The 23,670-nt window shown below is 67.9% G+C and carries 23 protein-coding genes; 15 read left to right on the forward strand and 8 right to left on the reverse strand.

The features are described from left to right. Window positions 1–2 precede the first annotated feature (2 nt). Complete coding sequence (locus tag ACFX4F_RS02340; protein ID WP_380651821.1) at window positions 3–479, reverse strand: MerC domain-containing protein; 477 nt, start codon at window positions 477–479, stop codon at window positions 3–5. A gap of 32 nt (window positions 480–511) precedes the next feature. Between ACFX4F_RS02340 and ACFX4F_RS02345 the strand changes: the two genes are divergently transcribed. From ACFX4F_RS02345 to ACFX4F_RS02380, 8 genes are all read left to right on the forward strand, one after another. Further along, window positions 512–1,045, forward strand: a complete 534-nt coding sequence (locus ACFX4F_RS02345) for a DUF2796 domain-containing protein (RefSeq protein ID WP_380651824.1) — start codon at window positions 512–514, stop codon at window positions 1,043–1,045. Beyond that, the gene (locus tag ACFX4F_RS02350; protein ID WP_380651827.1) at window positions 1,042–1,737 is read left to right on the forward strand and encodes an ATP-binding cassette domain-containing protein; all 696 of its coding nucleotides are present in this window, start codon (window positions 1,042–1,044) and stop codon (window positions 1,735–1,737) included. Before ACFX4F_RS02345 ends, ACFX4F_RS02350 begins: the two co-directional genes overlap by 4 nt. After that, window positions 1,730–2,983 carry an ABC transporter permease gene (locus tag ACFX4F_RS02355; RefSeq protein ID WP_380651830.1) on the forward strand — a complete coding sequence of 418 codons (1,254 nt, stop codon included), beginning with the start codon at window positions 1,730–1,732 and terminating at the stop codon, window positions 2,981–2,983. Before ACFX4F_RS02350 ends, ACFX4F_RS02355 begins: the two co-directional genes overlap by 8 nt. Next, complete coding sequence (locus ACFX4F_RS02360; protein ID WP_380651833.1) at window positions 2,980–3,534, forward strand: DUF3299 domain-containing protein; 555 nt, start codon at window positions 2,980–2,982, stop codon at window positions 3,532–3,534. Before ACFX4F_RS02355 ends, ACFX4F_RS02360 begins: the two co-directional genes overlap by 4 nt. Beyond that, window positions 3,524–4,153, forward strand: coding sequence for a DUF3299 domain-containing protein (locus tag ACFX4F_RS02365; RefSeq protein WP_380651836.1), 630 nt, complete (start codon window positions 3,524–3,526; stop codon window positions 4,151–4,153). Before ACFX4F_RS02360 ends, ACFX4F_RS02365 begins: the two co-directional genes overlap by 11 nt. Window positions 4,154–4,185: 32 nt before the next feature. Then, entirely contained in the window at window positions 4,186–4,908 is a 723-nt protein-coding gene (locus ACFX4F_RS02370) for a hypothetical protein (RefSeq protein WP_380652254.1), read from the forward strand. A gap of 123 nt (window positions 4,909–5,031) precedes the next feature. Further along, the gene (locus ACFX4F_RS02375; protein ID WP_380651839.1) at window positions 5,032–6,564 is read left to right on the forward strand and encodes an MFS transporter; all 1,533 of its coding nucleotides are present in this window, start codon (window positions 5,032–5,034) and stop codon (window positions 6,562–6,564) included. A gap of 5 nt (window positions 6,565–6,569) precedes the next feature. Next, window positions 6,570–7,130, forward strand: a complete 561-nt coding sequence (locus ACFX4F_RS02380) for a TetR/AcrR family transcriptional regulator (protein ID WP_099818601.1) — start codon at window positions 6,570–6,572, stop codon at window positions 7,128–7,130. Between the two features lie 7 nt (window positions 7,131–7,137). Here the strand turns inward: ACFX4F_RS02380 and ACFX4F_RS02385 are convergent, their stop codons facing one another. Further along, on the reverse strand, window positions 7,138–8,019 hold the full coding sequence (locus ACFX4F_RS02385; protein ID WP_099818600.1) for an AraC family transcriptional regulator: 882 nt from the start codon (window positions 8,017–8,019) through the stop codon (window positions 7,138–7,140). A 106-nt stretch (window positions 8,020–8,125) separates the two neighbouring features. Here ACFX4F_RS02385 and ACFX4F_RS02390 point away from each other — a divergent pair, with 106 nt between their 5' ends. Continuing rightward, window positions 8,126–8,662 carry a carboxymuconolactone decarboxylase family protein gene (locus ACFX4F_RS02390; protein ID WP_099818599.1) on the forward strand — a complete coding sequence of 179 codons (537 nt, stop codon included), beginning with the start codon at window positions 8,126–8,128 and terminating at the stop codon, window positions 8,660–8,662. Between the two features lie 10 nt (window positions 8,663–8,672). Here the strand turns inward: ACFX4F_RS02390 and fdhD are convergent, their stop codons facing one another. Further along, a complete protein-coding gene (fdhD, locus tag ACFX4F_RS02395; RefSeq protein ID WP_380651844.1) occupies window positions 8,673–9,530 on the reverse strand; it encodes a formate dehydrogenase accessory sulfurtransferase FdhD in 858 nt (285 codons plus the stop codon). Window positions 9,531–9,742: 212 nt separating this feature from the next. Here fdhD and ACFX4F_RS02400 point away from each other — a divergent pair, with 212 nt between their 5' ends. Then, a complete protein-coding gene (locus ACFX4F_RS02400; RefSeq protein ID WP_380651847.1) occupies window positions 9,743–12,028 on the forward strand; it encodes an FdhF/YdeP family oxidoreductase in 2,286 nt (761 codons plus the stop codon). A gap of 10 nt (window positions 12,029–12,038) precedes the next feature. On the opposite strand, the gene ACFX4F_RS02405 is transcribed toward ACFX4F_RS02400, so the two are convergent. Next, a complete protein-coding gene (locus ACFX4F_RS02405; RefSeq protein WP_380651850.1) occupies window positions 12,039–12,473 on the reverse strand; it encodes a hypothetical protein in 435 nt (144 codons plus the stop codon). Window positions 12,474–12,553: 80 nt separating this feature from the next. Here ACFX4F_RS02405 and ACFX4F_RS02410 point away from each other — a divergent pair, with 80 nt between their 5' ends. Both ACFX4F_RS02410 and ACFX4F_RS02415 read left to right on the forward strand, forming a co-directional pair. Continuing rightward, on the forward strand, window positions 12,554–12,907 hold the full coding sequence (locus ACFX4F_RS02410; protein WP_380651853.1) for a CopL family metal-binding regulatory protein: 354 nt from the start codon (window positions 12,554–12,556) through the stop codon (window positions 12,905–12,907). Between the two features lie 120 nt (window positions 12,908–13,027). Beyond that, the gene (locus ACFX4F_RS02415; RefSeq protein ID WP_380651856.1) at window positions 13,028–13,576 is read left to right on the forward strand and encodes a DUF411 domain-containing protein; all 549 of its coding nucleotides are present in this window, start codon (window positions 13,028–13,030) and stop codon (window positions 13,574–13,576) included. A gap of 716 nt (window positions 13,577–14,292) precedes the next feature. Here ACFX4F_RS02415 and blaL1 read toward each other — a convergent pair. The 4 genes from blaL1 to ACFX4F_RS02435 all read right to left on the reverse strand — a co-directional run bounded on the left by blaL1 (window position 14,293) and on the right by ACFX4F_RS02435 (window position 19,144). Then, the gene (gene blaL1, locus ACFX4F_RS02420; RefSeq protein ID WP_380651859.1) at window positions 14,293–15,162 is read right to left on the reverse strand and encodes a L1 family subclass B3 metallo-beta-lactamase; all 870 of its coding nucleotides are present in this window, start codon (window positions 15,160–15,162) and stop codon (window positions 14,293–14,295) included. A gap of 94 nt (window positions 15,163–15,256) precedes the next feature. After that, window positions 15,257–17,683 (reverse strand): TonB-dependent receptor domain-containing protein, encoded by a 2,427-nt coding sequence (locus ACFX4F_RS02425; protein WP_380651862.1) that lies wholly within the window; start codon window positions 17,681–17,683, stop codon window positions 15,257–15,259. Window positions 17,684–17,753: 70 nt separating this feature from the next. Next, entirely contained in the window at window positions 17,754–18,614 is an 861-nt protein-coding gene (locus ACFX4F_RS02430; RefSeq protein ID WP_380651865.1) for a FecR family protein, read from the reverse strand. Continuing rightward, entirely contained in the window at window positions 18,611–19,144 is a 534-nt protein-coding gene (locus tag ACFX4F_RS02435; RefSeq protein ID WP_380651868.1) for a sigma-70 family RNA polymerase sigma factor, read from the reverse strand. Before ACFX4F_RS02435 ends, ACFX4F_RS02430 begins: the two co-directional genes overlap by 4 nt. 208 nt (window positions 19,145–19,352) lie before the next feature. Between ACFX4F_RS02435 and ACFX4F_RS02440 the strand changes: the two genes are divergently transcribed. The 3 genes from ACFX4F_RS02440 (at window position 19,353) to ACFX4F_RS02450 (ending at window position 23,631) form a co-directional block, all read left to right on the forward strand. Then, complete coding sequence (locus ACFX4F_RS02440; RefSeq protein ID WP_099818590.1) at window positions 19,353–19,619, forward strand: hypothetical protein; 267 nt, start codon at window positions 19,353–19,355, stop codon at window positions 19,617–19,619. A 14-nt stretch (window positions 19,620–19,633) separates the two neighbouring features. Further along, on the forward strand, window positions 19,634–20,809 hold the full coding sequence (locus ACFX4F_RS02445) for a low temperature requirement protein A (protein WP_099818589.1): 1,176 nt from the start codon (window positions 19,634–19,636) through the stop codon (window positions 20,807–20,809). A gap of 158 nt (window positions 20,810–20,967) precedes the next feature. Next, window positions 20,968–23,631 (forward strand): ATP-binding protein, encoded by a 2,664-nt coding sequence (locus tag ACFX4F_RS02450; RefSeq protein ID WP_099818587.1) that lies wholly within the window; start codon window positions 20,968–20,970, stop codon window positions 23,629–23,631. Window positions 23,632–23,670: the final 39 nt, after the last annotated feature.

The following is a 23,670-nucleotide window of genomic DNA, read 5'->3' on the forward strand; positions in this document are numbered from 1 at the left end:
CATCAGCCGGCGGACCGCAGGGCCCGCCGGTTGCGCAGATGTGCGACGGTCAGCATCACCCCTCCGCAGGCGGTGGCAGCGCCATGCCAGAGCAGCGATTCCTTCAACGGCAGGTACAGCGAGGCGGACAGCAGCAGGATCGCGCCTGCAAGGGCCACGCACAGCGGCAGTGCCCGCTGATGGCGGCGCCGGCCGGCGGCGGTGCTGAGCACGGCGATCGTCGAGGCCAGCAGCGCGAACAGCCATTCCCAGCGTGAGGTCACCAGCAGCGCGGTCATCGCCGCGTGGCCAGGGTGCTGGAACGAGCGCAGCGCCATCATCGCCGCGGGCGTGAAGGCCAGCAGCAGGGGCAGGGCCACGCAATGCGCGGCACAGGCCAGCGAAAGCCAGGCGCCTGCCAGATCGAAGCGGGGATGCCAGCGTGCCGAAGCTGGCGGCTGGGCGCGGGCCCTTGCGGGCGAAGTCGGGATGTGGTCCATAATGTTACATAGTAACAATACGGAGTCGCCCCATGAAACGTTCTGCCGTCCTTCTGCTGCTGTTTGCTGCCCATTCTGCGAACGCCCACGACGCGCGCCATCACGATGCGCATGTCCATGGCCAGGCCGATGTCGATCTGGCCGTGGACCAGGGAACGCTGGAGCTGGCACTGCGTGCGCCGGGGATCGGCATCCTCGATTTCGAACGACCACCTGCCGACAGCCGCGAACAGGCCGCGTTGGCGCGGGCGCGGTCGATCCTGCAGAGCGGCAGCTGGGTCACGCTGCCGGGCGCTGCGCAGTGCCGGCTGGACCATGCCGAGGCGACTGCGGAGGGCTTTGCGCCAGTGGCGGTGGCAACGCAGCCCGGCCAGCATACGCACGCCGGATTCACCGCAGCACTGCGCTACCACTGCGCCAACCCGGCGGCGCTGCGTGGGCTGGCATTGCCGCTGCCGACGCTGTTTCCAGGTCTGCATGAGGTGATCGTCAATACCGCGACGTCGACCGGGCAAGGCCGCAGCGTGGTGACCGCCGACAGCCTGCGGGTGCCGCTGGCGCCATGAACGAGGCCGCCATCATCGACCTGCAGGGCGTGCAGTTCGGCTACGCCGACCGAGCAGTGCTGGACATCGCACAGCTGCAGGTGAGCGCGGGCAGCAGCGTGCTGCTGCGCGGCACCAGCGGCTCGGGCAAGAGCACGCTGCTGGGCCTGCTGGCAGGCATCCTGCTGCCGGGTCGCGGCAGTATCCGTGTCGCCGGCCACGCGGTGAACACGCTCGGTGCCGCCGCGCGCGATCGTTTCCGCGCCGACCATCTGGGCGTGATCTTCCAGCAGTTCAACCTGCTGCCTTTCCTGAGCGTACGCAACAACATCGCCCTTGGCGTGCGCTTCTCGCCGTTGCGCAATGCGCGCATCGAAGGTGGGCTGGATGCCGAGATCGCCCGCCTGCTGCGCGCGCTGCAGCTGGACCCGGCACTGATGTCGCGTGCGGCGGGCACGCTCAGCGTTGGCCAGCAGCAGCGCGTTGCCGCTGCCCGTGCCTTGATCGGCCGCCCAGCAGTACTGCTGGCCGACGAACCGACTTCGGCGCTGGACCCCGACGCGGCCACGGCCTTCCTGCAGCTGATGTCCGCGCAGTGCCGCGCCGCCGGCACCACCGCGCTGGTGGTCAGCCACGATGACCGCCTGCAGCCGTTGTTCGACCAGGTGCTGTCGCTGGGTGATCTGAACCGGGCAGGGGGTGTACATGTTTGAGTTGGCCTGGGCCAGCCTGCGCAGCCGCGCCCTGAGCGTGAGCCTGACCGTGCTGGTCATCACTCTGAGCGTGGTCCTGCTGCTGGGGGTGGAGCGCATCCGCACGCAGGCCCACGAGGGCTTTGCCAGCACCGTCTCGGGCACGGACCTGATCGTCGGCGCGCGCTCGGGGCCGGTGAACCTGCTGCTGTACTCGGTGTTCCATATCGGCGACCCGACCAACAACGTGTCCTGGCAGTCCTACCAGGAACTGTCCGCGCTGCCGCAGGTGAAATGGGCAGTGCCGCTGTCATTGGGTGACTCCTGGCGTGGCTATCGGGTGATCGGCACCACCGCCGGCTACTTCGAACATTACCGGCATGGCGCAGGGCATCCGCTGGCGTTCGCACAGGGCAAGCCGTTCGACGACCTGTATGACGCGGTGGTTGGTGCTGAAGTGGCGCAGGCGGCGCACATCGGCGTGGGCGCTGACATCGTGCTCGCCCATGGCACCGGTGCGGTGACGCTGGCCACGCATGCGGACAAGCCGTTCCGTGTGGTCGGCATCCTGCAGCGGACCGGCACGCCGGTGGATTCTTCCGTGCTGGTGTCACTGCCGGCGATCGAGGCGATCCATGTCGACTGGCGCTCCGGCGTGCAGCTTCGCAGCCAGCATGTCAGCGCCGAACAGGCACGCCAGCTCGACCTGACCCCGACCAGCATCACCGCCTTCATGCTCGGCCTGAACTCGCGCATCGCCACCTTCGGCGTGCAGCGCAGCATCAACGAGTATCCCGACGAAGCGCTGCAGGCGATCCTGCCCGGCGTGACCCTGCAGCAGCTGTGGCAGTCGCTGGGCACCGCCGAGCGCGCGCTGCAGTTGATCAGTGCGATGGTGGTGCTGCTGGGCATGGTTTCGCTGATGGCGCTGCTGGTATCTACGCTGCAGGAGCGGCGTCGCGAGATGGCGGTGCTGCGCGCTACCGGTGCGCGTCCGGCCTATGTCGCCTGCCTGCTGGTGGTTGAAGCCGTGGCCACCGCAGCGATGGCCTGCGCGCTGGCGCTGGCCGTGCTGACCTGCGCCAGCGTGGTGGGGCGCAGCTGGGCGCTGGCCAATTTCGGTCTGTCGATCACCCACGTCTGGCCGGACGCGCGCGAACTGGCCTGGGTGGGCGGCGTGCTGCTGATCAGCGCGGTCGCAGGCCTGCTGCCTGCGCTGCTGGCCTACCGGCGCACCCTGGCCGATGGCCTGGCGCCTGGGTCATGAGCACGGGCGTCCGCGGGTTGCTGCTGGCTGCGGCAATGCTGCTGGTCGCCTGCGCGCGGCCGACCGATACCGGTGTGCAGGCACTGCCGCCGTCGCCGGTGAAAAACAGTGCCCGCACCGAAAGCGAGCAGGAGCTGGACTGGTTGCAGATGCTGCCGGGCGATGAACTGGCCGCACTGGAGCGCGGTGAGGGGCCGGAGGTGCAGCACAGCGGCAACCGGCGCATGGCCCAGTTCGGTACCTTCCGTACCGTGGACGCGGTACTGGATCGCGCGGTGCGGTTGCCGGGCTATGTCGTGCCCTTGGCCAATGCGGCAGACGGTCGACTGCTCGAATTCCTGTTCGTGCCGTACTACGGCGCGTGCATCCACGTGCCACCGCCGCCACCGAACCAGATCGTGCACGTGGTGCTGCCGCAGCCGATCGCCATGCCCGACATGTACTCGCCGTTCTTCCTTGCCGGCGTGCTGCGTGCCGAGCGGGTGGACGATGATCTTGCCGGCTCGGCCTACAGCATGGCCGACGCCGAATTGAGGCCTTATGAACCGTAGCGCGAAGGTGTGTGCCGGTGTGCTTGCTGGCGTTCTGTTGGCGGGTTGTGGCCGGCCCGCCGTGGAGGTACCGCGACCACGGGACGATGCTGCTGCCGCTCCGCCAGCGGCGAAAGCCGCAGTGATCGACCGCTGGGACGCGCTGATGCCCGGGGAGGACAGCTTCCAGCGTCCACCGCCGCAGATCGGGCTGCCGCGTGGCAACGGCATGGATGGGGTAGGCGGCTTGATTGACGACACCGGTTCGGGCTCGCTGCCCGGGCAGGCCATCGATCATTCCAGCCCTCTTCGCGCGCAGCAGTTCGGCTCGTCGGCGGTGGTCGATGGCGTGGATGGACGGACGCTGGACCTGGATGGCTACGTGGTGCCGCTGGCGATGAACGACGCGGGGCAGGTGGACGAACTGCTGTTCGTGCCGTTCTATGGCGCGTGCATCCACGTACCGCCGCCACCGCCGAACCAGATCATCCATGTGACATTGGCCACCCCGATTACGATGGGCGCGTTGTGGGATCCCTACCGGCTGTCAGGGCGCCTGCAGGTGAAGCATTTCGAGGCGGATATCGCCAGCGCGTCCTATGACGCAGCCGCGGCGACGCTTTCAGCGATCACCCGATGACCAGGCTCCGCGCCCGCAGCGTCGCGCTGCTGATGGTGGTGCTGCTGCTGGCAGGGACCGGCGTGGCGCTGCTGTGGAACGCAACGCACGCGCCTTTGCCACCGGCAGTGGCATTTCCAGCACCGGCGGCGGAAGCGCAGGCACGCATCGAACATCACCTGGCTGCCGACAACGCCTTTCGTGATGACCTGCTGTTCCTGCTGGTGGCGACGCTGCGCGACCGCTGTGAACCGACGCAGGCGGGAGTGCTGGCACGCATGGCCAACCGTGCATCGCTGCCGGTGCTGGCGGCGGTGAGCGCCGTGACCACGCAGGATGCGAGCCTGGACCGGCCGATCTACCAGTACATCCAGCACCGCGCCGATGCCACTGGCTGCGGGCAGCCCCTGAGCTTGCCTGCAGGCGATGGCGGCAGGATCGAGGTGGATATCGAACAGTACGCACGCACCTTCCCGGACAGCTACTTCGACCCGCAGCGCAGCAGTGCGCCGCGTGACTTCGGTGGGCGCCCGCTGCCAGAGCGCGCCGGCAACGCCTGCAACAGCGTGGTGTATTCGGTGCTGCCGCTGGGAGGGGTGGATTGGCGCTGCAGCACGCTGCGCAGCAACGCCCGTGCGCGGGTGCGTGCGCTGTGCGAAGACGTGATGCAGCGGCAGCACGGCCATCTGCGTGGCGAACTGGATGCTGCGGTGGGCCAGGCCATGCAGGACCCGGTCGTGCGGGCGGTCGCTGCATTGCCGGCGGAGTGCAGGTAGGCACAAGCCTTGTCGCAGCGGGCGTTGCGCCTCCCGGAAGCTGAATAACGTTCCCTGGAAGATCTATAACTATACAGGACGTCCTGTATAGTTATGAGCGTACCCCTTCCCATCCAGGTTCCCATGGCTCTCTCCCAGCCCTTGGACGGTGCTCCGTCCCTGTCGCGCGCCCGACGCTGGTCGCTGCTGTTCACCGTCGCCGCCGGCCTGCTGCTGGTCACGTTGGACAACTCGGTGCTGTACACGGCGCTGCCGACCCTGACCGAGGAGCTCTCGGCCAGTGCCGGGCAGGCGCTGTGGATCATCAACGCCTATCCACTGGTGATGGCCGGCCTGCTGCTGGGTGCGGGCACCCTGGGTGACCGCATCGGCCACCGCCGGATGTTCCTGATCGGCCTGGTGGTGTTCGGCATCGCCTCGTTGGCGGCCGCGTTCTCTGCGACTGCCGCGCAGCTGATTGCAGCGCGTGCCTTCCTCGCCGTGGGTGCGGCGGCGATGATGCCGGCCACGCTGGCCTTGATCGGGCTCAGCTTCCATGAAGCGCGCGAGCGCAACATCGCCATCGCGATCTGGGGTTCGGTGGCCATCGTCGGTGCGGCACTGGGGCCGATCATCGGTGGCTGGCTGCTGCAGCACTTCTGGTGGGGCTCGGTATTCCTGATCAACGTGCCGGTGGTGGTGGTCGCCTTCATCGCGACCCTGGTGCTGGCGCCGGAAGGGCAGCGCGACAGCACGCGGCCGTGGGACCTGCTGTCCTCGTTGCTGGCACTGGCCGCGCTGTCCGGGCTGGTGCTGGCGATCAAGTCGCTGATCGCTACGCCGCCCTCGTACGGTGTCGGCGCGGTCTCGCTGCTGCTGGCGGTCATCGCCGGCTTCGCCTTCAGCCGCCGTCAGCAGCAGTTGCCCTATCCGCTGCTGGATTTCGCCATCTTCCGTAACCCGGCGTTCCTTGCAGGCACGCTGTCGGCAGTGTTCACCCTGTTTGCGATGGCCGGGCTGCAGCTGCTCACCACCCAGCGTTTCCAGCTGGTGGCCGGCCTCAGCCCATTGCAGGCGGGCCTGCTGGTATCGGTGGCGGCGCTGGGCAGCCTGCCCAGCGCGTTGCTGGGCGGCAGCGTGCTGCATCGCGTTGGCCTGCGCCCGCTGATCTGCGGCGGCCTTGCGGCCGGTGCGGTCGGTGTGGGCGTGGTGGCGCTGGGCTTCCCGCATGGGCTGGGCTGGGTGGTGGCCGGCATGGCGATCACCGGCTTCGGCATGGGTGCTGCGATCTCGGTAGCGTCCACTGCCATCCTCAACAACGTACCGCCGCATCGTGCGGGCATGGCCTCATCGGTGGAGGAGGTGTCCTACGAGTTCGGTGGCCTGCTGGCGGTCGCGCTGCTGGGCAGCCTGAGCGCTGCGATGTACGGCGCGTTCCTGCCGGAGTCGGCGGGTATTCCCGCGGCCGCGCGCGAGGGGTTCACCCAGGCATTGCACCTGGCGCGCGAGACGGGGCAGCGTGAGTGGTTCGCACTGGCAGCCGCGGCCTACGATCGCGGTTACCAGATCGTGCTGCTGGTGATCAGCGCTGTGCTGGCGGCCGGCGCGGTGATCATCGCGCGCCTGCTGCGGGGGCGTGCCGGTGGCCGCGACGGCGCTGGCGATCGCGTAAAATAGCGGCAATGAGAACCAGCAAGCGCGAGCGCATCCTCGACGCCGCCGTCAGCGTGATCAACCGCGACGGCGTGCGTGCGGTCACCTTTGAATCGGTGGCTGCCGAGGCGCAGTTGACCCGTGGTGGCCTGCTGTACCACTTCCCGTCGCGCGAGGCGTTGCTGCGCGGCATCGACGAGCACCTGGTGCAGAGCTGGGAAGCATCGATGGAGGCGCTGCTGGGCAAGTCGGCCGGCGAGGCCACTGCGCTGGAGCGCTACCAGACGTTCGTGCGGGTTTCGGCGCAGAGTGCCACCCGTGCCGAGCTGATGTTCATGCTGGACTCGGTGGACCCTGAGTTCCCCAGCGACCGGCCGTGGGCGCCGGTAGTGCAGCGCTGGGCACCTTCTCCACCGGCCGCCGGCAGCGACGACCCTGCGGCGCTGGACAATTTCGTGGCGCGGCTGGCTGCCGACGGCCTGTGGATCTACGAGGCGATGTACGAAGGCCAGCTGGACGAGAAGGTGCGCGCACAGTTGACCGAGCGGATCGGCGGGTTGCTCTCTCCTGGGCAGTCCCCTAAGGACTAGCCGCGGGCTACAGCGTCGCCAGCCACGCGCGGGGCGAGAGCCCCAGGCGCTTGCGGAACGCCTTGGACAATGACGCGGTATCGGCAAAGCCGACCTCGGTCGCCACCTGCTTGGCCGCTGCCCCCGCGCGCAGCTGGGTGCAGGCCAGGCTAAGGCGCCAGTCCAGCAGGTAGCTGGCCGGTGTGGTCTGCATCACGTCCTTGAACACCGCCGCGAACGCGCTGCGCGACAGGCCGGCGATGGCCGCCATCTTCGGCAGGGTCCAGGCCTGCTGCGGCGACTGGTGCAGGGCCACCAGCGTGCGTGCCAGGCGCGCATCGGACAGCCCGCGCATCAACCCGTGGCTTACCCCCGCCGCATCGGGATGATCGATCACCCAGCGCAGTACCTGGATCAGGGCAACCTCGAACAGCCGGTTGGTGAGCAGGCGCGACCCGCAGCGCTGGCGGTCGGCTTCCGTGAACAGCAGGTGCAGGGTGCCGTCCAGTTCACCGATGGCCGACAGCGGCACCACCATCACCGGCGGCAGCGACTGGACGACCGGATTGCGTGCACCGCCGTCGAAATCGAGCGTGGCGCAGGTGAAATCAGGACCGTCCAGCGGCGCGTTGAGGAACACATGCCGCAGGGGCCGCGGGTACAGCAGCAAGCTGGGCGCGGTGACCTTCAACTGGCGCGTGATGCAGTCCGCGTCCGGGTGATGCACCTCCATCTCGCCCTTGCGCAGGATGTGCAGGAAGGCACGCCCCGGCTGCGGTTCGAACACGTGCCGTCCGCACAACGGGCCGGAATGGAACAGCGCTGCCTGTACCCGGAACCGTTCGAGCAGGGTCGACAGCCGGTCGGGCACGTCGTCGGATGGCCGGGCCGGAGGCGGGAGGGTGGTCATGGATGAATGGACAACATGTCTGGAGATAAATGCTCTATTCGTCCGGAGAGTCTACCTACGATGCGCCCATCGTCCAATCCCGGGCGCTATCGCAAGGAGTACTCCCATGTCCCGCATTCCCCTGATCGATCCGACCTCGACCACGCCCGAACGCCAGGCCCTGCTGGGCCAGGTCCACGCCGCCTTCGGCGCGACACCGGCGATGTTCCGTGCCGTAGCCAACTCGCCCGCCGCGCTGCAGAGCATGTGGGGCGCATTTGGCGCGCTCGGTGGCGGCCGTCTGTCGCCGCTGCTGGGTGAACAGATCGCGGTGGCCATCGCCAACCGCAATGCGTGCGAATACTGCCTGGCCGCGCACACGGCGCTGGGGCGCAAGGCCGGCGCCAGTGGCGAACAGATGGCCGCTGCGCAGATCGGCCAGTCCAGCGATCCGGCCACCGCCGCTGCCCTGGACTTCGCGCTGAAGGTGGTCGAGCAGCGTGCGCAGATTGCCGACGCTGACGTGCAGGCGCTGCGCGCGGCTGGTTTCGATGACGAGCAGATTGTGGAGATCCTGGCCCACGTAGCGCTCAATCTGTTCACCAACTACGTCAACGTGGCCTTTGACGTGCCGGTGGACTTCCCGAAGGTGGCGCTGCGCTGAGGCCGCCGCGTCAGGCAGGCGGATGGCCGTGCAGGCCATCCCCCTGCAGTTGCTCCGGGTGCGTATACACGTTGAAGCCCCCTTCGCGGGCGAACCCTACCAGGCACAGACCGGCACTGCGGGCCAGGTCGATGGCCAGCGCGGTGGGGGCCGAAACGGCAACCAGTACGCTGGCACCGGCGCGCGCTGCCTTGCTGACCATTTCGTAGCTGGCACGGCTGGACACCACCAGCAGGCCACCATCGATGCTGTGCTCGTTGTGGTGCAGCGCACCGATCAGCTTGTCCAGCGCGTTGTGACGGCCCACGTCTTCGCGCACCCAGCCGATGCGGCCACTGGCATCGGCCCAGGCCGCTGCATGGGTCGAACCACTGGCAGCATTCATCGGTTGCTGCGCGGCCAGCCCGGCCAGTGCCCGCTGCAGTGCAGCCGTCTGATACGTGCGGCGGTCCTTCACCGGCGGCAGCGGACGCAGCACGTCTTCCAGCTGACGCGCGCCGCACAACCCGCAACCGCCGCGACCAGGCAGCAGGCGCCCGTTGTCCAGATCCAGTGCGGCGCCAGGGGCGTCGGCGGACACGGTCATCTTCAGCTCGATGCCTTCCAGTTGTGGCTGCACCTCGGCGGACAGCAGCTGATCGGGCCGCTCGATCAATCCTTCGCTGAGCGAGAAACCCAAGGCGAAATCCTCCAGGTCGCACGGCGTGGCCATCATCACCGCGAAGGCGGCACCGTTGTAGCGCATCACCACCGGCACTTCTTCGGCGATCACGTCGACCTGATGCTCCTGCCCCGTGCTGCGCCAGCGCTGCAACGTGCGCAGTGCCGTACCGGCGGGCGGAGGGGAGGGCGGCGTCGATCCGGGCATGCGGCACATCCTGGGCAAAGCAGAAGGGCAGGCTACGCCCGCAGAATAGCGCAGCCCTCCAGTGAAGACGTGGCGGTAACCCTTGCCATGACAGCCTGCTGTACCACCGCTGGGCTATGGCGCCGCGGTTGCCGGCGTGCTTGACTGGCCACGGCAGCCGGGCGCGGGCCCGGCACTGCAGGCAGGCACTCCACCAACGCAGGTTCCCGACCATGTCCGAACAGAAGCCGCCGCGTTACAAGCCCTACAACCAACCGGCAGGCGGCTGGGGGGCCGCTGGTGCGACCGCCAGGGTGCTGCTGCAGCAGAGCGTGATCGGCAAAGGATCGAAGGCACTGCTGGCGATGAACCAGCCGGGTGGCTTCAAGTGCCCCAGTTGCGCATTCCCCGATGCCGACCACCGCAAGAAGCTGGAATTCTGCGAGAACGGCGCCAAGGCCCTGGCCTGGGAAGCGACCCAGCACCGGGTGACCCGCGAGCTGTTCGCCCAGCACACCGTCACCGAGCTGATGGCGCAGACCGATTACTGGCTGGAGCTGCAGGGCCGGCTGACCGAGCCGATGCGCTACGACGCTGCCACCGACCACTACGTGCCCTGCGAATGGGACGAGGCGTTCGCGCTGATCGGCCGCCATCTGCAGGCGCTGGACCACCCCGACCGGGCCGAGTTCTACACCTCCGGCCGCACGCCCAACGAGGCGGCGTTCCTGTATTCGATCTTCGTGCGCGAGTTCGGCACCAACAACTTCCCGGACTGCTCGAACATGTGCCACGAGCCGACCAGCCGGGGCCTGCCGCCGGTGATCGGCGTGGGCAAGGGCACCATCGTGCTGGACGACTTCGAACACGCCGAGGCGATCTTCGTGATGGGCCAGAACACCGGCACCAACTCGCCGCGGATGATGAGCAACCTGGTGGAAGCACGCAAACGCGGCGTGCCGATCGTGGCGGTCAACCCGATGCCCGAGCGTGCGCTGATCCGCTTCACCGAACCGCAGGACGTGGTGCAGATGGCCACGTTCGGGTCCACCGAGATCACCAGCGAGTTCGTGCACGTGCGCATCGGCGGCGACCTGGCGCTGATCAAGGGCATGATGAAGGTGATGTTCGAGCGCGAAGCGCAGGGCGAGCAGGTGCTGGATCATGCCTTCCTGGCCGAGCATACCGTTGGCTTGGAGGCACTGCGCGAAGACGTGCTGGCGCAGGACTGGGATGAGATCGTGCGGGTGTCGGGCATCGCGCAGGAGCAGATACGGCGCTGCGCGGAGATCTACATCCGTTCGCGCGCGACGGTCATCTGCTATGGGATGGGCCTGACCCAGCACCAGCAGGGTTCGCGGCTGCTGCAGCAGGTGGCCAACCTGCTGTTGCTGCGCGGCAACTTCGGCAAGCCGGGCGCGGGCATCGGCCCGATCCGCGGGCATTCCAACGTGCAGGGCGACCGCACGGTCGGCATCGATGAAAAGCCCACCGCGCGCTACCTGGATCGCGTGCAGCAGGTATTCGGTTTTGATCCGCCACGCGAACACGGCCACCACGTGGTCGAGTCGATCGCGGCGATGCTGGATGGCAGCGCCAAGGTGTTCATCGGCATGGGCGGCAACTTCATCCATGCCGTGCCCGATACCGAACGCGCCTACGAAGCCATGCGCAGGCTGGAACTGACCGTGGGCATCGCCAGCAAGCTCAACCGAGGTCATCTTGTGCATGGCCGCGACGCGCTGATCCTTCCGGTGGTGGCGCGCTCGGAGTGGATCCGCACGCCGCGGGGGGAACAGTTCGTCACCATCGAAGATGCGATGTCCAACGTGACCGCGTCGCGCGGTGTGCTGGAGCCGGCCAGCGAGCACGTGCTGCCGGAGGTGGAGATCGTCTGCCGCATGGCGATGGCGGCGTTGCCGGACAGCAAGGTGGACTGGGCCGCGTACATGCATGATTACGGTCCGATCCGCGACCTGATCGCCGCCGTCTACCCGGACATCTACGCAGGCTTCAACGAGCACATCGAGGCACTGCACGGCTTCCACCTGGATATTCCACCGCGCCGGCGCGTGTGGCCGACGCCGAACGGCAAGGCCAACATCCTGGTCATGCCGGGCCTGGAGGTGAACGCGGTGGTCGATGACCCGGAGATGCTGCGGCTGGCCACGGTGCGTTCGCACGACCAGTACAACACCACCATCTACAGCTACAACGACCGCTACCGGGGCGTGTACAACGACCGCATGGTGGTGTTCATGAACATCGAGGACCGTCTGGCACGCGGGCTCGGCAAGGAAGCCCGGGTGAGCCTGGAAACGATCAGCGACGATGGCGTGACGCGGCGCATCGAAGGCCTGACCGTGCTTGACTATCCGATGCCGCGCGGTGCGCTGGCGGGCTACTACCCTGAGCTTAATCCGCTGCTGCCGCTGGACTACTACGATCGGATCAGCGGTACGCCGGCGGCGAAATCCATTCCGGTACGGATGCGCGCGCAGATCGAGGTGACCGCGTGAGACGCCGCACCTACGGTTCCTCGTTGTCGCTCAGCACGATGCTGCCGTCCAGCAGCACGGGAACCATCTGGGTCCAGCCCTTGGCGTTGTAGTCGAGGCTGACCAGGTACACCCAGCCGCGCGCTGCGTCTTCGGCAGGCGGCGCCGCGCCGGCGGTGAAGCGCTGCAGGCTGACCTCGGAGACCACGAAGTCGTCGCCCGGATAACGCTGGCGCGCGTGGGCCAGCGCTGCCGCCGTCGCTTGATGCACCGACAGCGGCGGCTCGGCGCGTGCCGGGTCGAAGGCGGGCAGGGTATGCAACCGCGTCGCGCTAACCTGCCAGCGCTCATGGATGTCGTCAGCATCGCCGCTGGACAGCACGGTCCATTGGCGTTCGCCTGCCATGACCGGAAAGCTCAGCAATGCAGACATCAGCAGGGCAGCAGCATGGTAGCGGGCAGGCATGGAAAAGCTCCAATGAACGCCATCCATGATGACACCAGGCAGCGGCGACGGGTGCGCCGTGCGTCGGCTATCATCAGCCGGTGGATATATCCGGCCTGCTGCTGCGACTGATGCTGCTCCTGACCCTGGTGCTGAATGCACCGGCGCTGGCGCTTGCCTCGGGCGGCATCAACGGTCAGGCCGGCGATGGTCATTGCGGTGCGCCCCACGAGAGCGCCAACACTGCGATCTCTGCCGCGCCCGCCTGCTGCGATGAACGGGACGCAGGCGCGTGCAGCAGCGAGGGTTGCGAATGCGTGCCGGCCAGTGTGGCCATGCTGCCGTCGGCGCGAAGCCTTGCCGCATGGCCGCTGCGTGCAGTGCCCGGTAATGCGCTGCATAGGGGTCATCCCGCGCCTGCGCTGCCGCACCTGATCCGTCCTCCGATCGCCTGATCGCGCGCAGGCATTGCGTGCCTGCCGTCCAGCAGTACCCCCTCATCTACCTGACCCACGCGAATCCTTCGTGTGGGTGGCAGGCGCTCGCGCCTGCGATTGCAAAGGACAACCTGACATATGAACCGCACGCTTTCCCTGAGCCTGTTGCTTACCACCGTTCTGCTGGGCAGCGCTTGCGCGCGCGCTTCCGAAGAGGCCGTGTCCTCGCCCACAGCCGCCACCGAAACTGCCTCGGCGGTCGCGGTCGCGGTCGCGGCTGGGCCGACGATCGATCCCGAACTGCCGCTGGCCATCGTTCACAAGACGGCCAGTTGTGGTTGCTGTGGCGTGTGGGCCGACCACCTGAAGGCTGCCGGCTTCCCGGTTGAGATACGCGACACCGATGACATGCATCCGGTCAAGCGGCGCCTCGGCGTGCCGGCCGGCAAGGCGTCCTGTCATACCGCTGAGATCGGTGGCTATGTGGTGGAAGGCCACATTCCGGCCAGCGACATCAAGCGCCTGCTGACGGAACGGCCGACGGCGCGTGGCCTGGTGCTGCCAGGCATGCCGGCCGGCTCGCCGGGCATGGAAATGCCGGATGGCTACGTGCAACCGTACACCGTCGAGCTGGTGCGCACCGACGGCAGCACCGAGCCCTTCGCCCAGCACGGCCAGGGAGGCTGACAGTCAGTGGCGGTGCCGGTCGGTCTGACCGGCACCCTTCCACGCGGCCTGTGTAGCGCCGAGCCCACGCTCGGCTGCTTTCTGCCCGCAAGCCGAGCATCGGCTCGGCTCTACGGAATCAGCGGGCCCCGGCCGTTTGGCCAGCTGCGTGTCGAGCGCCCATTCGGCCGCATCCGCATGGGCCTTCTTCGGCGCGCCGCGTGTAGAGCCGAGCCCACGCTCGGCTGCTTTCGGCCTGCAAGCCGAGCATTGGCTCGGCTCTACGGAATCAGCGGGCCCCGGTCGTTTGGCCAGCTGCGTGTCGAGCGCCCATTCGGCTGCATCCACGTAGTCCTTCTTCGGCGCGCCGCGTGTAGAGCCGAGCCCACGCTCGGCTGCTTTCGGCCTGCAAGCCGAGCATCGGCTCGGCTCTACGGAATCAGCGGGCCCCGGTCGTTTGGCCAGCTGCGTGTCGAGCGTCCATTCGGCCGCATCCGCACGGGCCTTCTTCGGCGCGCCGCGTGTAGAGCCGAGCCCACGCTCGGCTGCTTTCGGCCTGCAAGCCGAGCATCGGCTCGGCTCTACGGAATCAGCGGGCCCCGGCCGTTTGGCCAGCTGCGTATCGAGCGCCCATTCGGCTGCATCCACGTAGTCCTTCTTTGGCGCGCCACGTGTAGAGCCGAGCCCACGCTCGGCTGCTTTCTGCCTGCAAGCGGAACATCGGCTCAGCTACAGGATCAGCGGGCCCCGGCCGCTTCCTTGGCCAGCTGCGCGTCGAACTTCTTCTCGGCCTCATCCGCATAGGCCTTGCAGCTCAGGGCCTTGGCACCGGCCTTGGCGCCAGCGCTGTAGTTCCAGTTGCTGGCACCAGGATGCGGGGTCAGCAGGATATCGCAGGGCAGCGCCCGCACCGTCGCGAAGCTGCGCTTGTAGTCCTCGATCAGGCGCGGATAGCGAGGGTTGTCCCTCAACTGGTAACCCGGTGCACTCAGGCTGTCAGCGTAGGCGATGCGCACCGGCGTGCCATCGCGGGTGTCGGTCCAGGTCCAGGCGGTACTGCCCGGCGTATGTCCCGGCATGAAATGGGCGGTGAAGTCGATGCCGCCCACCGTGACCACTTCGCCATCCATGATGATGCGGTCGGCGTTGGCCGGCGGATAGGTAATGTCATCACCGAAGTGCAGGTCGTGGCTGCCTCCGCGTGCCAGCAGCACCGCCGATTCGGCATTGGCCCCGATCTGCGCTCCTGTACTGCGCTTGAGCGCTGCAACCGGGCCGGCGTGGTCGGCGTGGGCATGGCTGAGCAGGATCAGGCGCAGATCCTGCGGCGCAACACCGCGCGTTTTCATGTTGCGCAGCAGGTGGTCGGCCATCTGCGGCATGCCGCCATCGAGCAGCACCGCGCCCTGCGGCGTCTGCACCAGCAGCGCGGTCAAGTCTTCGGTGCCGATCTGCCAGGTGTGGTCGGCAATCTGCAGCGGCGCCATCGGCTGCAGCCAGGAGGCATCCACGGTGTAGGCACGCAGCTGCGGCAGCGGCGGTTCGGCGGCAGAAGCCGCAACGGGAAGCAGGGCAACGAGCGTGATGGCGAGGGTCTGCAGGCGCATGGGAGGACACCGATGAAGGAGGCCCAGAAACTAGCATGGGCCTCCTTCGTCGCGTCACGCATAGATTTCATGGCACCCATAAGGGCGGCATGTCTCAGTAGCGATACTGCCACCCCAGCGTCAGCACACGTCCGCGCCCGGCAAAATAGCTCGGGTTGGATGGCGTGGTCTGCGAGTAGTAGGTGATGTACTGCTTGTTGGCGAGGTTCTGCACGCCCAGGGTGAAGCTGCTCTTGTCCAGCGCATAGCGGGCGACCAGGTCGAACGTGGTGTAGCCCTTGAAACTGGCCACCGGCACGCCGCGCAGGTCGAAGTCGCGGTCGAAGGCATGGCTGGCCTGCAGACGGGTGCTGAGCTGCGAGGTCCAGCTCTGCTCCCAGAACGCGGTCAGTCGGTTCGGGGCGATGTTGACGCCCGCCAGGTCGCTTTCCAGTCGGCCATCCAGATTGGCGTCATAGCGGCCGTTGGCGCGTGCATAGCCCAGGCCGAGGCGGCTGTCACCCAGGCGCAGGCGCAGGTTGGTCTCGAAGCCTTCCACCCGGGTAGCCTGGCGCTGCACGTTGTAGGCATCGATGCCGGCGTCATAGACCAGTACCGAACCCAGCTTGGATTCGGACGTGTAGTACGCGATATCGCCGCTGAAGCGACCATCGTCATATTCCAGCCCGATCTCGCGGTTGTCCGACACCACCGGCGACAGATCCACCAGGTTGTCCACGCGCTGGCCATCGCGATTGATAGCGCGCAGCACGCGGCCAACATCGGCCACGGTGTAGCCCTCTGAATACGACGCGTAAGCGCTGAGGCGATCGTTGATGTACCAGACCGCGCCGAAATTGGGCAGCGTCTCGCTCATCGTCGGTTTGCCGCCGGCCACCTTGCGTGCGCCGTAGCGGGGCAGGGTGGTGTAGTCGCCCACCTCCAGTTCGCCCTTTTCGTAACGCAGGCCAGCGGACAGCATGACGTGGTCGGTGGGCCACCACTGCAGCTGCAACAGCGGCGACAGGCTCTGGTAGGTGGTCAGCGGTACCCAGTTCAGACCGCTGGCCAGCAATACCTGGTGGGTGCGGTCACGCAGGCCATCCAGGCCCAGGGTCACGTCCAGCGACGTGTCGCCGATGCGACGCCAGCTCTGGGTCAGCTTGAAGCCACGCTTGTCCGATTCGTTCTGGGTCTGGTCCCAGGCGGCGTTGGCACCTGTGTTGCCCCACGGGTCCCACTGGCTGGCGCCGTAACGCCCCTCGAAATCCACCGCAAATACTTGAGCCAGGAACTGGCCGCCGAACAGGTCGGCATTGCTGTAGTCCAGGGTCAGCGAACGTGAGCGGTTCATCGGCGGATCGAGCGGCGTATCGCCGGGTACCGATGTGGCCGGGCGACCGGTGCGGAAGTTGCCATCCACGGGCAGGTAATTGTCCAGGCCACGCAATTCGTACCGATTGGCCATCAGCTGCAGGCGCTGGCCTTCGGCGATGTTCCAGCCAAGCTTGGCGAAGATGTTGGTCGAGGTCGAATCCATCAGCTCGCCCTGCGCATTGGTGCCGATCGCACGGCCCTCGCCGTCGTAGTACAGGCCCTGCCGCTCATGGGCCAGGCCGGCAACGAGGTCGAACTGTTCGCCGCGGATACCCACCAGTGCCGAAGCACGCTGGCCATCATCATCGCGGCGGCCCGGCGAGGCGGCGGTGAGCGAAAGGTTGCTGTCCAGCAGGAAGGCGCCCGGTTCGCTCGGCGCACTGCGGGTGATGATGTTGACGATGCCGCCGGTGCCGCCGATACCCTGCAGCGCATTGGCACCGTGGATCACTTCGATGCGTTCGATCATCGCCGGATCGATGGTGTGCGAATCACGCGAACCGTCGCGCAGCGGCGTGGACTGTGGCACGCCGTCGACCATGTACAGGATGCCGCGCCCACGCATGCTTTCGCCATAATTGGACATCTTCTCGCGCGCCGGGGCGAAGGCCGGGATCTGCGAGGACAGCACCCGGGACACATCCGAGCCCAGTGCCAGCTGTTGCTGGATGTCCTCACGGGTGAGCACGGTGATGGTGTTGGGCATGGCGGTCTCGCCCTGCGGCATACGCGCGGTGGACGCCGACACGGTCACTCTGCCGAGCGAGGTCGCGGCTGCCGGCGTTGCTGCCGTACGCGGGCTGTCCGCATTTGCCGCCGGCGTCGCGGTTGCGACCACACTGCGGATAACGAACACGCCCGGCGAGCGTTCCTCGACGCCCAGGCCCTGGCCGGCAATCAGCCGTTGCAGCGCCTCGCGTGGGGCATAGTGGCCGTCCAGCGCTGGCGCCTGGCGGCCGGCAACGCTGTCCGCCGCGAACAGCAGCTGGATGCCGCTCTGCCTGGCCACCGCATTGAGTGACTGCTGCAGCGGGGCGGCCGGAAGATGGACGTCCACCGTCGTGGGGGTGGACTGCGCCGCCACCGGAAGGGCGGCGGACAGGCTGACGGCCAGCAGGGCAGGCGTCAGGCGGCGCAGGGCGGCGGGCAGGGCAATGCGGGTCATGCAGGGTCCTTCAGAGGGGTTCTAGCAGCAGCCGGATGAGCGGGGCCACAACCCACCCTCGGTGCGGAAATCAGTGGCGCGCGGAGATGTGCACGCTGCCATCGTCGCGGGAGTGGACGGCGACCGGCAGGATCTCCGGCAACAGCGCCAGCGCGGTGGCGGCATGGTCGCCGTCGAACACGCCCGATACCTGCAGCGTGGTCAGGCCGGGTTCGTCCAGCACGATCGCGCCGCGGTGATAGCGCTGCAGGCTGCGTACCACCTCGCCCAGCGGGGTCTGCACGAACTGCAGCCGGCCCTCGGTCCATTCCCCGCTGCCGGTGGCGATCGGCTGCGGTTGCTGAGCCGGTCCGGTCCCTGCCAGCAACTGCTGGCCAGGCTGCAGGCGCTGCTCGCCATCGCGGCCAGCCACGCGCACGCCGACCTTGCCGCGCCACAGGCGGATCTCACTGCGGTCACCGCATCGATCCACGTCGAACACCGTGCCGTAGTTGCGCACCTGCACGGGGCCGGCATCGACCTGGAACCGACGCCAGCGCGACGGCGCCACCTCGAAGCGGGCGCGTCCGGAGACCAGTACGGCGCGGCGCGAACGCAGGTGGCTGCGCACCTGCAGATGGCTGTCTGCATCCAGTTGGATACGGCTGCCATCGGCCAGCAGCACGCTGCGGCGCTCGCCGATGGCCGTCTGGTAATCGCCCTGTTGCCAGCCGGGATCGAAGGCGTATAGCCCGCCCAGTCCAGCCACCAGCAGCAGGCCGAGCACGGCGCCGCCGATCCGACGGCTGCGGTGAGGGCGATACAGCTGCGCCGCATCGGGCACGGGAAACAGTGCCTTGAGGGTGTCCCGATGTTGTTCCAGCACACGATCAGGCGAAGGCGCGGCGGTCTTGTCCGGACGCGGCGGGCGCGGGCGACGTGGTGCTGTCACGTCAGCGCTCCCGCGTCCAGCGTCTGCCGGCAATCGAGCATCGCCAACCGCAGATGGCGCTCGACGGCCTTCAGGCCGATGCCCATGCGCCGCGCAACCGCTGCCTGCGGCACGTCATGGATCTTGTGCAGGATGAACACCTGGCGGCGTCGACAGGGCATCGCACGGATGACCTCGACCAGCCGTTCCAGTTCCTGCGTGGCAACGGCCTGCCTGGCCGGGCCCGCACCTTCGCAGGCGGCGTCGGGCAGTTCGGCACGGGGTTCCACCCACTGGCGGCGCAGGTCTTCGGCACGGCAACGATCAACCGCGGCGTCGTGCGCCATCCGCCGCAGCAGCGCCATCGGCTGCCGCACATCGGCCGGGGCCGGGCGTTCCAGCAGGCGGATGCAGACATCGTGCACCACCTCGCGGGCCAGCCTGGGCGAGGCGAAGCGACGACGCAGGTAGTCCACCAGGTCCTCGTAGTGGCGCACCAGCGAGGACACCAGCGGCAGCGCAGGTGGTGGGGAGTGCGGTGGCGTGGACATCCGGAAAAGCGGCGCAGGCGGGAAGGGGTGGGGCCACGCAAGACGGGCCTGCGCGGCGCCACGATAGTAATGGGAACCGTTCGCATTTGCTATCAGGTGTTCCGCGGCGACATTGTTCGTGGCCGCCGGAAAGTGAATCCACGATCACCCTCTGCCGCGCACACTCGGCCGCAGATAGGCTGCAGGGCAGCCATCGGGGAGAGTGACCATGCACGTGCTTCTGGTGATCGTCGGCGGGTTCCTGCTGCTGGGCGTCTTCGCCCTGTTCGGCAGGCTCTGGAGCACCGGCAGCTCGCAGCTGCCCACGGCGCTGTTGGCCTTCATCGGCACCTGGCTGCTGGTGTCGGTGGCCAATCTGTGGGTGGGGGTCAGCCGGGCGGGCTATACGGTGCGCGAGGAGTTGCCGATCCTGCTGCTGGTGTTTGCCGTTCCGGCGCTGGTGGCCGGTGTCATTTTCTGGCGGCTGGGCCGCTGAAGCGAGGATCCGCGATGCCGGCAACACCCCGTCTTCCTGCCCTGCGTCGTCGCGACGGCCATCATGCGCGGGTGACCTACGAAGAACTGTTCTTCGATCTGGTCTACGTGTTCGCCGTCACCCAGCTCAGCCACCACCTGCTGCACCACCTTGGCCTGCTGGGCGTGCTGCAGACCCTGGTGCTGTGGTTTGCGGTCTGGCTCGGCTGGCAGTACGCGTGCTGGGTCAGCAACTGGTTCGACCCGGAGGCGCCACGCATCCGCGGCCTGTTGTTCGTGACGATGCTGCTGGCGTTGCTGATGTCTTCGTCCATCCCCGAAGCCTTTGCCGGACGCGCATGGATCTTCGCCGGCGCGTACGCCACGATGCAGGTGGGGCGGACACTGTTCGTCCTGCTGGAAGTAGGGCGCGCGCATCCGCTGGCCGCCAATTTCAGGCGCATGCTGGCCTGGGTCAGCGTGTCGGCCTGCTTCTGGCTGGCCGGTGCGGCGGTCGAAGGCAATGCGCGGTTGGCGCTGTGGGCGCTGGCCGTCGCCTGCGAATACATCTCGCCGATGTTCGGCTTCGCGTTTCCTGGCCTCGGCCGTTCGCGGACCCGCGAGTGGACCATTGAAGGCGGGCATCTGGCCGAGCGCTGCCAGCTGTTCGTGATCGTCGCACTGGGTGAGACGCTGCTGGCAACCGGCGGCGTGCTGAGCGAAGTGGAGCACTGGAGTGGCGCGGTGGTTTCGGCGGTGCTGGCGACCTTCGCCGGTACGATCGCGATGTGGTGGCTGTACTTCGGCATCTCCAGCCGCGACGCCACCGACACCATCACCCGTTCCGACGACCCGGGTCGCATCGGCGCCTATTTCCACTACGTGCACGCGCTGCTGATCGCCGGCATCATCGCCACCGCCGTCGGCAATGACCTGGTGATGGACGAACCGGAAGCGGTGGTGACCCTGCCGTATGCCGCGATGCTGGCGGCGGGACCATTGATCTACCTGCTGGGCAGCGCGCTGTACAAGCGTGCGGTCTACGGCCACGTGCCGCGCTCGCATCTGCTGGGGGCGGCGGCGCTGGTGGTGCTCGGCTTCGTGCTGCCATGGATGCACCTGCTGGCCGCAGGGTGGCTGACCAGCATCGTGCTGCTGGTGGTGGGGCTGGCCGATACACGGTTGAAGCAGCGGCGCCTGCTGCGGGACTGACCGCCCTCCACGAGGGTGCCAGGCAGATCGCGACGGAGCGAACTCAGCCCTGTCCTATGGGGAGGGGGGCAGGGCGCCGATAGCCTCGTGATTCCATCACCGGCCCTTCCACGAGAGCGCCACCCCGGCGTTGTGCGCCGGGGGCGCCTCCTGCTCCCATGCCCTGGTTTCCCTCCCTTCCACCCCTGTTGCGCGGACGCGGCTCCTTTGACGACGAGGACTGTGACGTCAGTGCACTGCGCCGCTACCAGCACCGGGTGCTGCTGTGGGGCGGCTGCCTGCTCAGCCTCGCCATCGTTGCCGGGGCGGTCGCGCTGGTGCTGCTGCATGCCAGCGGCTTCCAGACACGTCGTCTGGAAGGACTGCAGCGCACCCATGCCGCGGTCGAGGCGCATCTGGTGGCGGCAGATGCGGCACACCAGCGCATGTTGAACATGGCCGAATATGCCTGGCGGCATCGCCCGGACAGCGATGCCGCGACCCGCCTGGCGGAGCGCGAGCGCTACCTGTCTGGTGGCCAGCGGATGATCGTCAGCGCAGGGCCCGAAAGCGCTCCGCAGATGGTGCTGGGGGTCGGTACCGACACCTGGCCGCTGGCCCGCCTGGACCGCTATCTCACGTTGGCCCATTCGCTGTCGGTGATCCGCAGGCTGAGTACGCCCCAGGGGGAACCGGATACGGCCGCCAGTGGCTTCTTCTTCGATCCCAGCCACCAGTTCCTGGTGCTGGGAGACGGACTGACCGAACAGCGCCTGCTGGCTGCCACCGGCGCCGGCCACCGCGCTGGTCTGTTCCAGCAGCTGCAACGGCTGTCGGCGCCCTCCGCAACTGCTGCGCCCGGCGCGGACAGCGCCATGCAGATCGCATTGGTGCGCCATCCCGTGAGCGCCGCCGCTTCGATCGCGGTACGGCTTTCGGCACACGACAAGGGCGGCGCGATCGGTACATTCGTGACCCTGGAACCGACAGACCGGCTCGCGCGGGTGATGGCGGTTGCAGATCGTGGCACGTCATTCGTGGTGACCGCTGACGGCCGGGTGGTTGCCGGTACCGCGGATGTCACCGGATTGCCGATGCGCAGCACAATGCGGGCGCTGCGCGCTGGCAGGCAAGGCGACGGCTCCGTGGTGGCGTTCCGGCAAGGGCTCCGCTTCTACCAGGCGCTGCGTGTGGCCGGCACCGACTGGCTGCTGGTGAATACCTATTGCGTGGGCGACATTGCCCATGATGGCAGGCGCCTGTACGTTGTGGCCGCCGTGCTCGGAGGCGGACTGCTGCTGGGCCTGTGGACGCTGCTTGCCTGGTTGCACTGGCGCGTGTTCGGCCCGGCGCTGGCGCGTGCAGCACGCGTCTACCAGGGCGAGCAGCTCAGCCGCTCCCTCATCCAGCTGTCGCCGGTGGGCCTGTGCCTGATCGATCGCGGCGAGGCCCGCCCCGTCCTGCAGAACGAGCTGATGCGCCACTATGCGGCGGCCGCCGAGCGCAGCGGGGTGCCGCTGTATCTGCAGCTGGTGCAGCTGGCATCCGAACACGAGTCCGGGGCCGGTGTGTTCCAGGCGCCGGTGGAGTTCGAGCTGCCTGTTCCCGCCAACGACAAATCTCCCGCCCGGCAACTGCTGGTCGGTGCGGTGGGTGCCACCTACCAGGGGCGCAGCGTGCTGCTGTGCGCACTGCGCGATCTCAGCGCGCGCGTGGAGCTCGAACAGCAGCAGGCGCAGGCACGCCAGGCCGCTGAAGCGGCGAGCCGCGCCAAGGGCATCTTCCTGGCGACCATGAGCCACGAAATCCGCACACCGTTGCACGGCATCCTTGGCCACCTCGAACTGCTTGGCCGGTCCTCGCTCGATGAGGACCAACAGGCCCGACTGCGCCGCATCAACCAATCGGCCGACTCGCTGCTGCAGATCATCAACGACGTGCTGGACTTTTCCCGTGCCGAAGCGGGGCAGCTGGAGCTGCAGGCCGAGACGTTCGAGCCGATCGCGCTGCTGGAGCGGGTTGCCGTGCTGTTCTCGCCGCTGGCAGAGGCCAAGGGACTGGTGATGGACCTGTCGGTGGATGCGGCAGTGCCTGCGCAGGTGGAAGGCCCGCAGGCGCGGATCGAGCAGGTACTGCGCAACTTGGTCAGCAATGCGGTGAAGTTCACCCTTTCCGGGCGCATCGCGCTGCGGGCGCGGGTGGAAGCGCAGGGCGAGACCCTGATGCTGCAGATGGAGGTGGCTGACTCCGGCATCGGCCTGAGTCCGTCGCAGCTGGAACGGCTGTTCCAGCCTTATGTGCAGGCCGACGCGAGCATCATCACCCGCTTCGGCGGGTCCGGGCTGGGGCTGTCGTTGTGCCGGGAGCTGTGCCTGCGGATGGGCGGGGAGATCCAGGCGCGCAGTACGCCCGCCGTGGGCAGTGTGTTTACCTTCGCGGTGCCGGTGGGGCGCGTGGCTGGCGCGTCGCCTCGGCCACTGGCAGGACGCAGCGTGGTGCTTGCCTCGGCGGCGGCCGGCTGGAGCGATGAACTGAGCCGGCGTTTGCAGGCGTGGGGCGCCCATGTGCAGGTGATTGATGATCCTGCTCTGCTGGCCCAGCACGATGTCGATGCGGCCACGCCGCTGGTCCTGTTCGAGCGCGGGCCGGCGCGGGAACTGCCGGTTCTTGGCGAGGACGGGCGGTGCGTGGTGCGGGTCAGTGCCGATGGCCCCCTGCGTGCGCAGCGGCGTGGCTCCACCTGGCGGGTATCCTGCTATTCCGGCGAGTCGCTGCTGCAGGCGTTGCTGGCGCCGGCCCGACCGGGGCAGCGACCGCTGGCGGTCGGGCAGGGCTTGGACTAGATTCATCGCGGGCGCCAGCGCACGACATCATTCAAGGGG

It is taken from the genome of Stenotrophomonas sp. YIM B13575 (assembly GCF_042787595.1).
GTDB classification, from domain to species: domain Bacteria; phylum Pseudomonadota; class Gammaproteobacteria; order Xanthomonadales; family Xanthomonadaceae; genus Stenotrophomonas; species Stenotrophomonas lactitubi_B.

Bases quoted from the DNA above. Each gene is read 5' to 3' on its own strand.
- ACFX4F_RS02340 (WP_380651821.1), bottom strand. From the start codon at position 479: ATGGACCACATCCCGACTTCGCCCGCAAGGGCCCGCGCCCAGCCGCCA.
- ACFX4F_RS02345 (WP_380651824.1), top strand. From the start codon at position 512: ATGAAACGTTCTGCCGTCCTTCTGCTGCTGTTTGCTGCCCATTCTGCG.
- ACFX4F_RS02350 (WP_380651827.1), top strand. From the start codon at position 1,042: ATGAACGAGGCCGCCATCATCGACCTGCAGGGCGTGCAGTTCGGCTAC.
- ACFX4F_RS02355 (WP_380651830.1), top strand. From the start codon at position 1,730: ATGTTTGAGTTGGCCTGGGCCAGCCTGCGCAGCCGCGCCCTGAGCGTG.
- ACFX4F_RS02360 (WP_380651833.1), top strand. From the start codon at position 2,980: ATGAGCACGGGCGTCCGCGGGTTGCTGCTGGCTGCGGCAATGCTGCTG.
- ACFX4F_RS02365 (WP_380651836.1), top strand. From the start codon at position 3,524: ATGAACCGTAGCGCGAAGGTGTGTGCCGGTGTGCTTGCTGGCGTTCTG.
- ACFX4F_RS02370 (WP_380652254.1), top strand. From the start codon at position 4,186: ATGGTGGTGCTGCTGCTGGCAGGGACCGGCGTGGCGCTGCTGTGGAAC.
- ACFX4F_RS02375 (WP_380651839.1), top strand. From the start codon at position 5,032: ATGGCTCTCTCCCAGCCCTTGGACGGTGCTCCGTCCCTGTCGCGCGCC.
- ACFX4F_RS02380 (WP_099818601.1), top strand. From the start codon at position 6,570: ATGAGAACCAGCAAGCGCGAGCGCATCCTCGACGCCGCCGTCAGCGTG.
- ACFX4F_RS02385 (WP_099818600.1), bottom strand. From the start codon at position 8,019: ATGACCACCCTCCCGCCTCCGGCCCGGCCATCCGACGACGTGCCCGAC.
- ACFX4F_RS02390 (WP_099818599.1), top strand. From the start codon at position 8,126: ATGTCCCGCATTCCCCTGATCGATCCGACCTCGACCACGCCCGAACGC.
- fdhD (WP_380651844.1), bottom strand. From the start codon at position 9,530: ATGCCCGGATCGACGCCGCCCTCCCCTCCGCCCGCCGGTACGGCACTG.
- ACFX4F_RS02400 (WP_380651847.1), top strand. From the start codon at position 9,743: ATGTCCGAACAGAAGCCGCCGCGTTACAAGCCCTACAACCAACCGGCA.
- ACFX4F_RS02405 (WP_380651850.1), bottom strand. From the start codon at position 12,473: ATGCCTGCCCGCTACCATGCTGCTGCCCTGCTGATGTCTGCATTGCTG.
- ACFX4F_RS02415 (WP_380651856.1), top strand. From the start codon at position 13,028: ATGAACCGCACGCTTTCCCTGAGCCTGTTGCTTACCACCGTTCTGCTG.
- blaL1 (WP_380651859.1), bottom strand. From the start codon at position 15,162: ATGCGCCTGCAGACCCTCGCCATCACGCTCGTTGCCCTGCTTCCCGTT.
- ACFX4F_RS02425 (WP_380651862.1), bottom strand. From the start codon at position 17,683: ATGACCCGCATTGCCCTGCCCGCCGCCCTGCGCCGCCTGACGCCTGCC.
- ACFX4F_RS02435 (WP_380651868.1), bottom strand. From the start codon at position 19,144: ATGTCCACGCCACCGCACTCCCCACCACCTGCGCTGCCGCTGGTGTCC.
- ACFX4F_RS02440 (WP_099818590.1), top strand. From the start codon at position 19,353: ATGCACGTGCTTCTGGTGATCGTCGGCGGGTTCCTGCTGCTGGGCGTC.
- ACFX4F_RS02445 (WP_099818589.1), top strand. From the start codon at position 19,634: ATGCCGGCAACACCCCGTCTTCCTGCCCTGCGTCGTCGCGACGGCCAT.
- ACFX4F_RS02450 (WP_099818587.1), top strand. From the start codon at position 20,968: ATGCCCTGGTTTCCCTCCCTTCCACCCCTGTTGCGCGGACGCGGCTCC.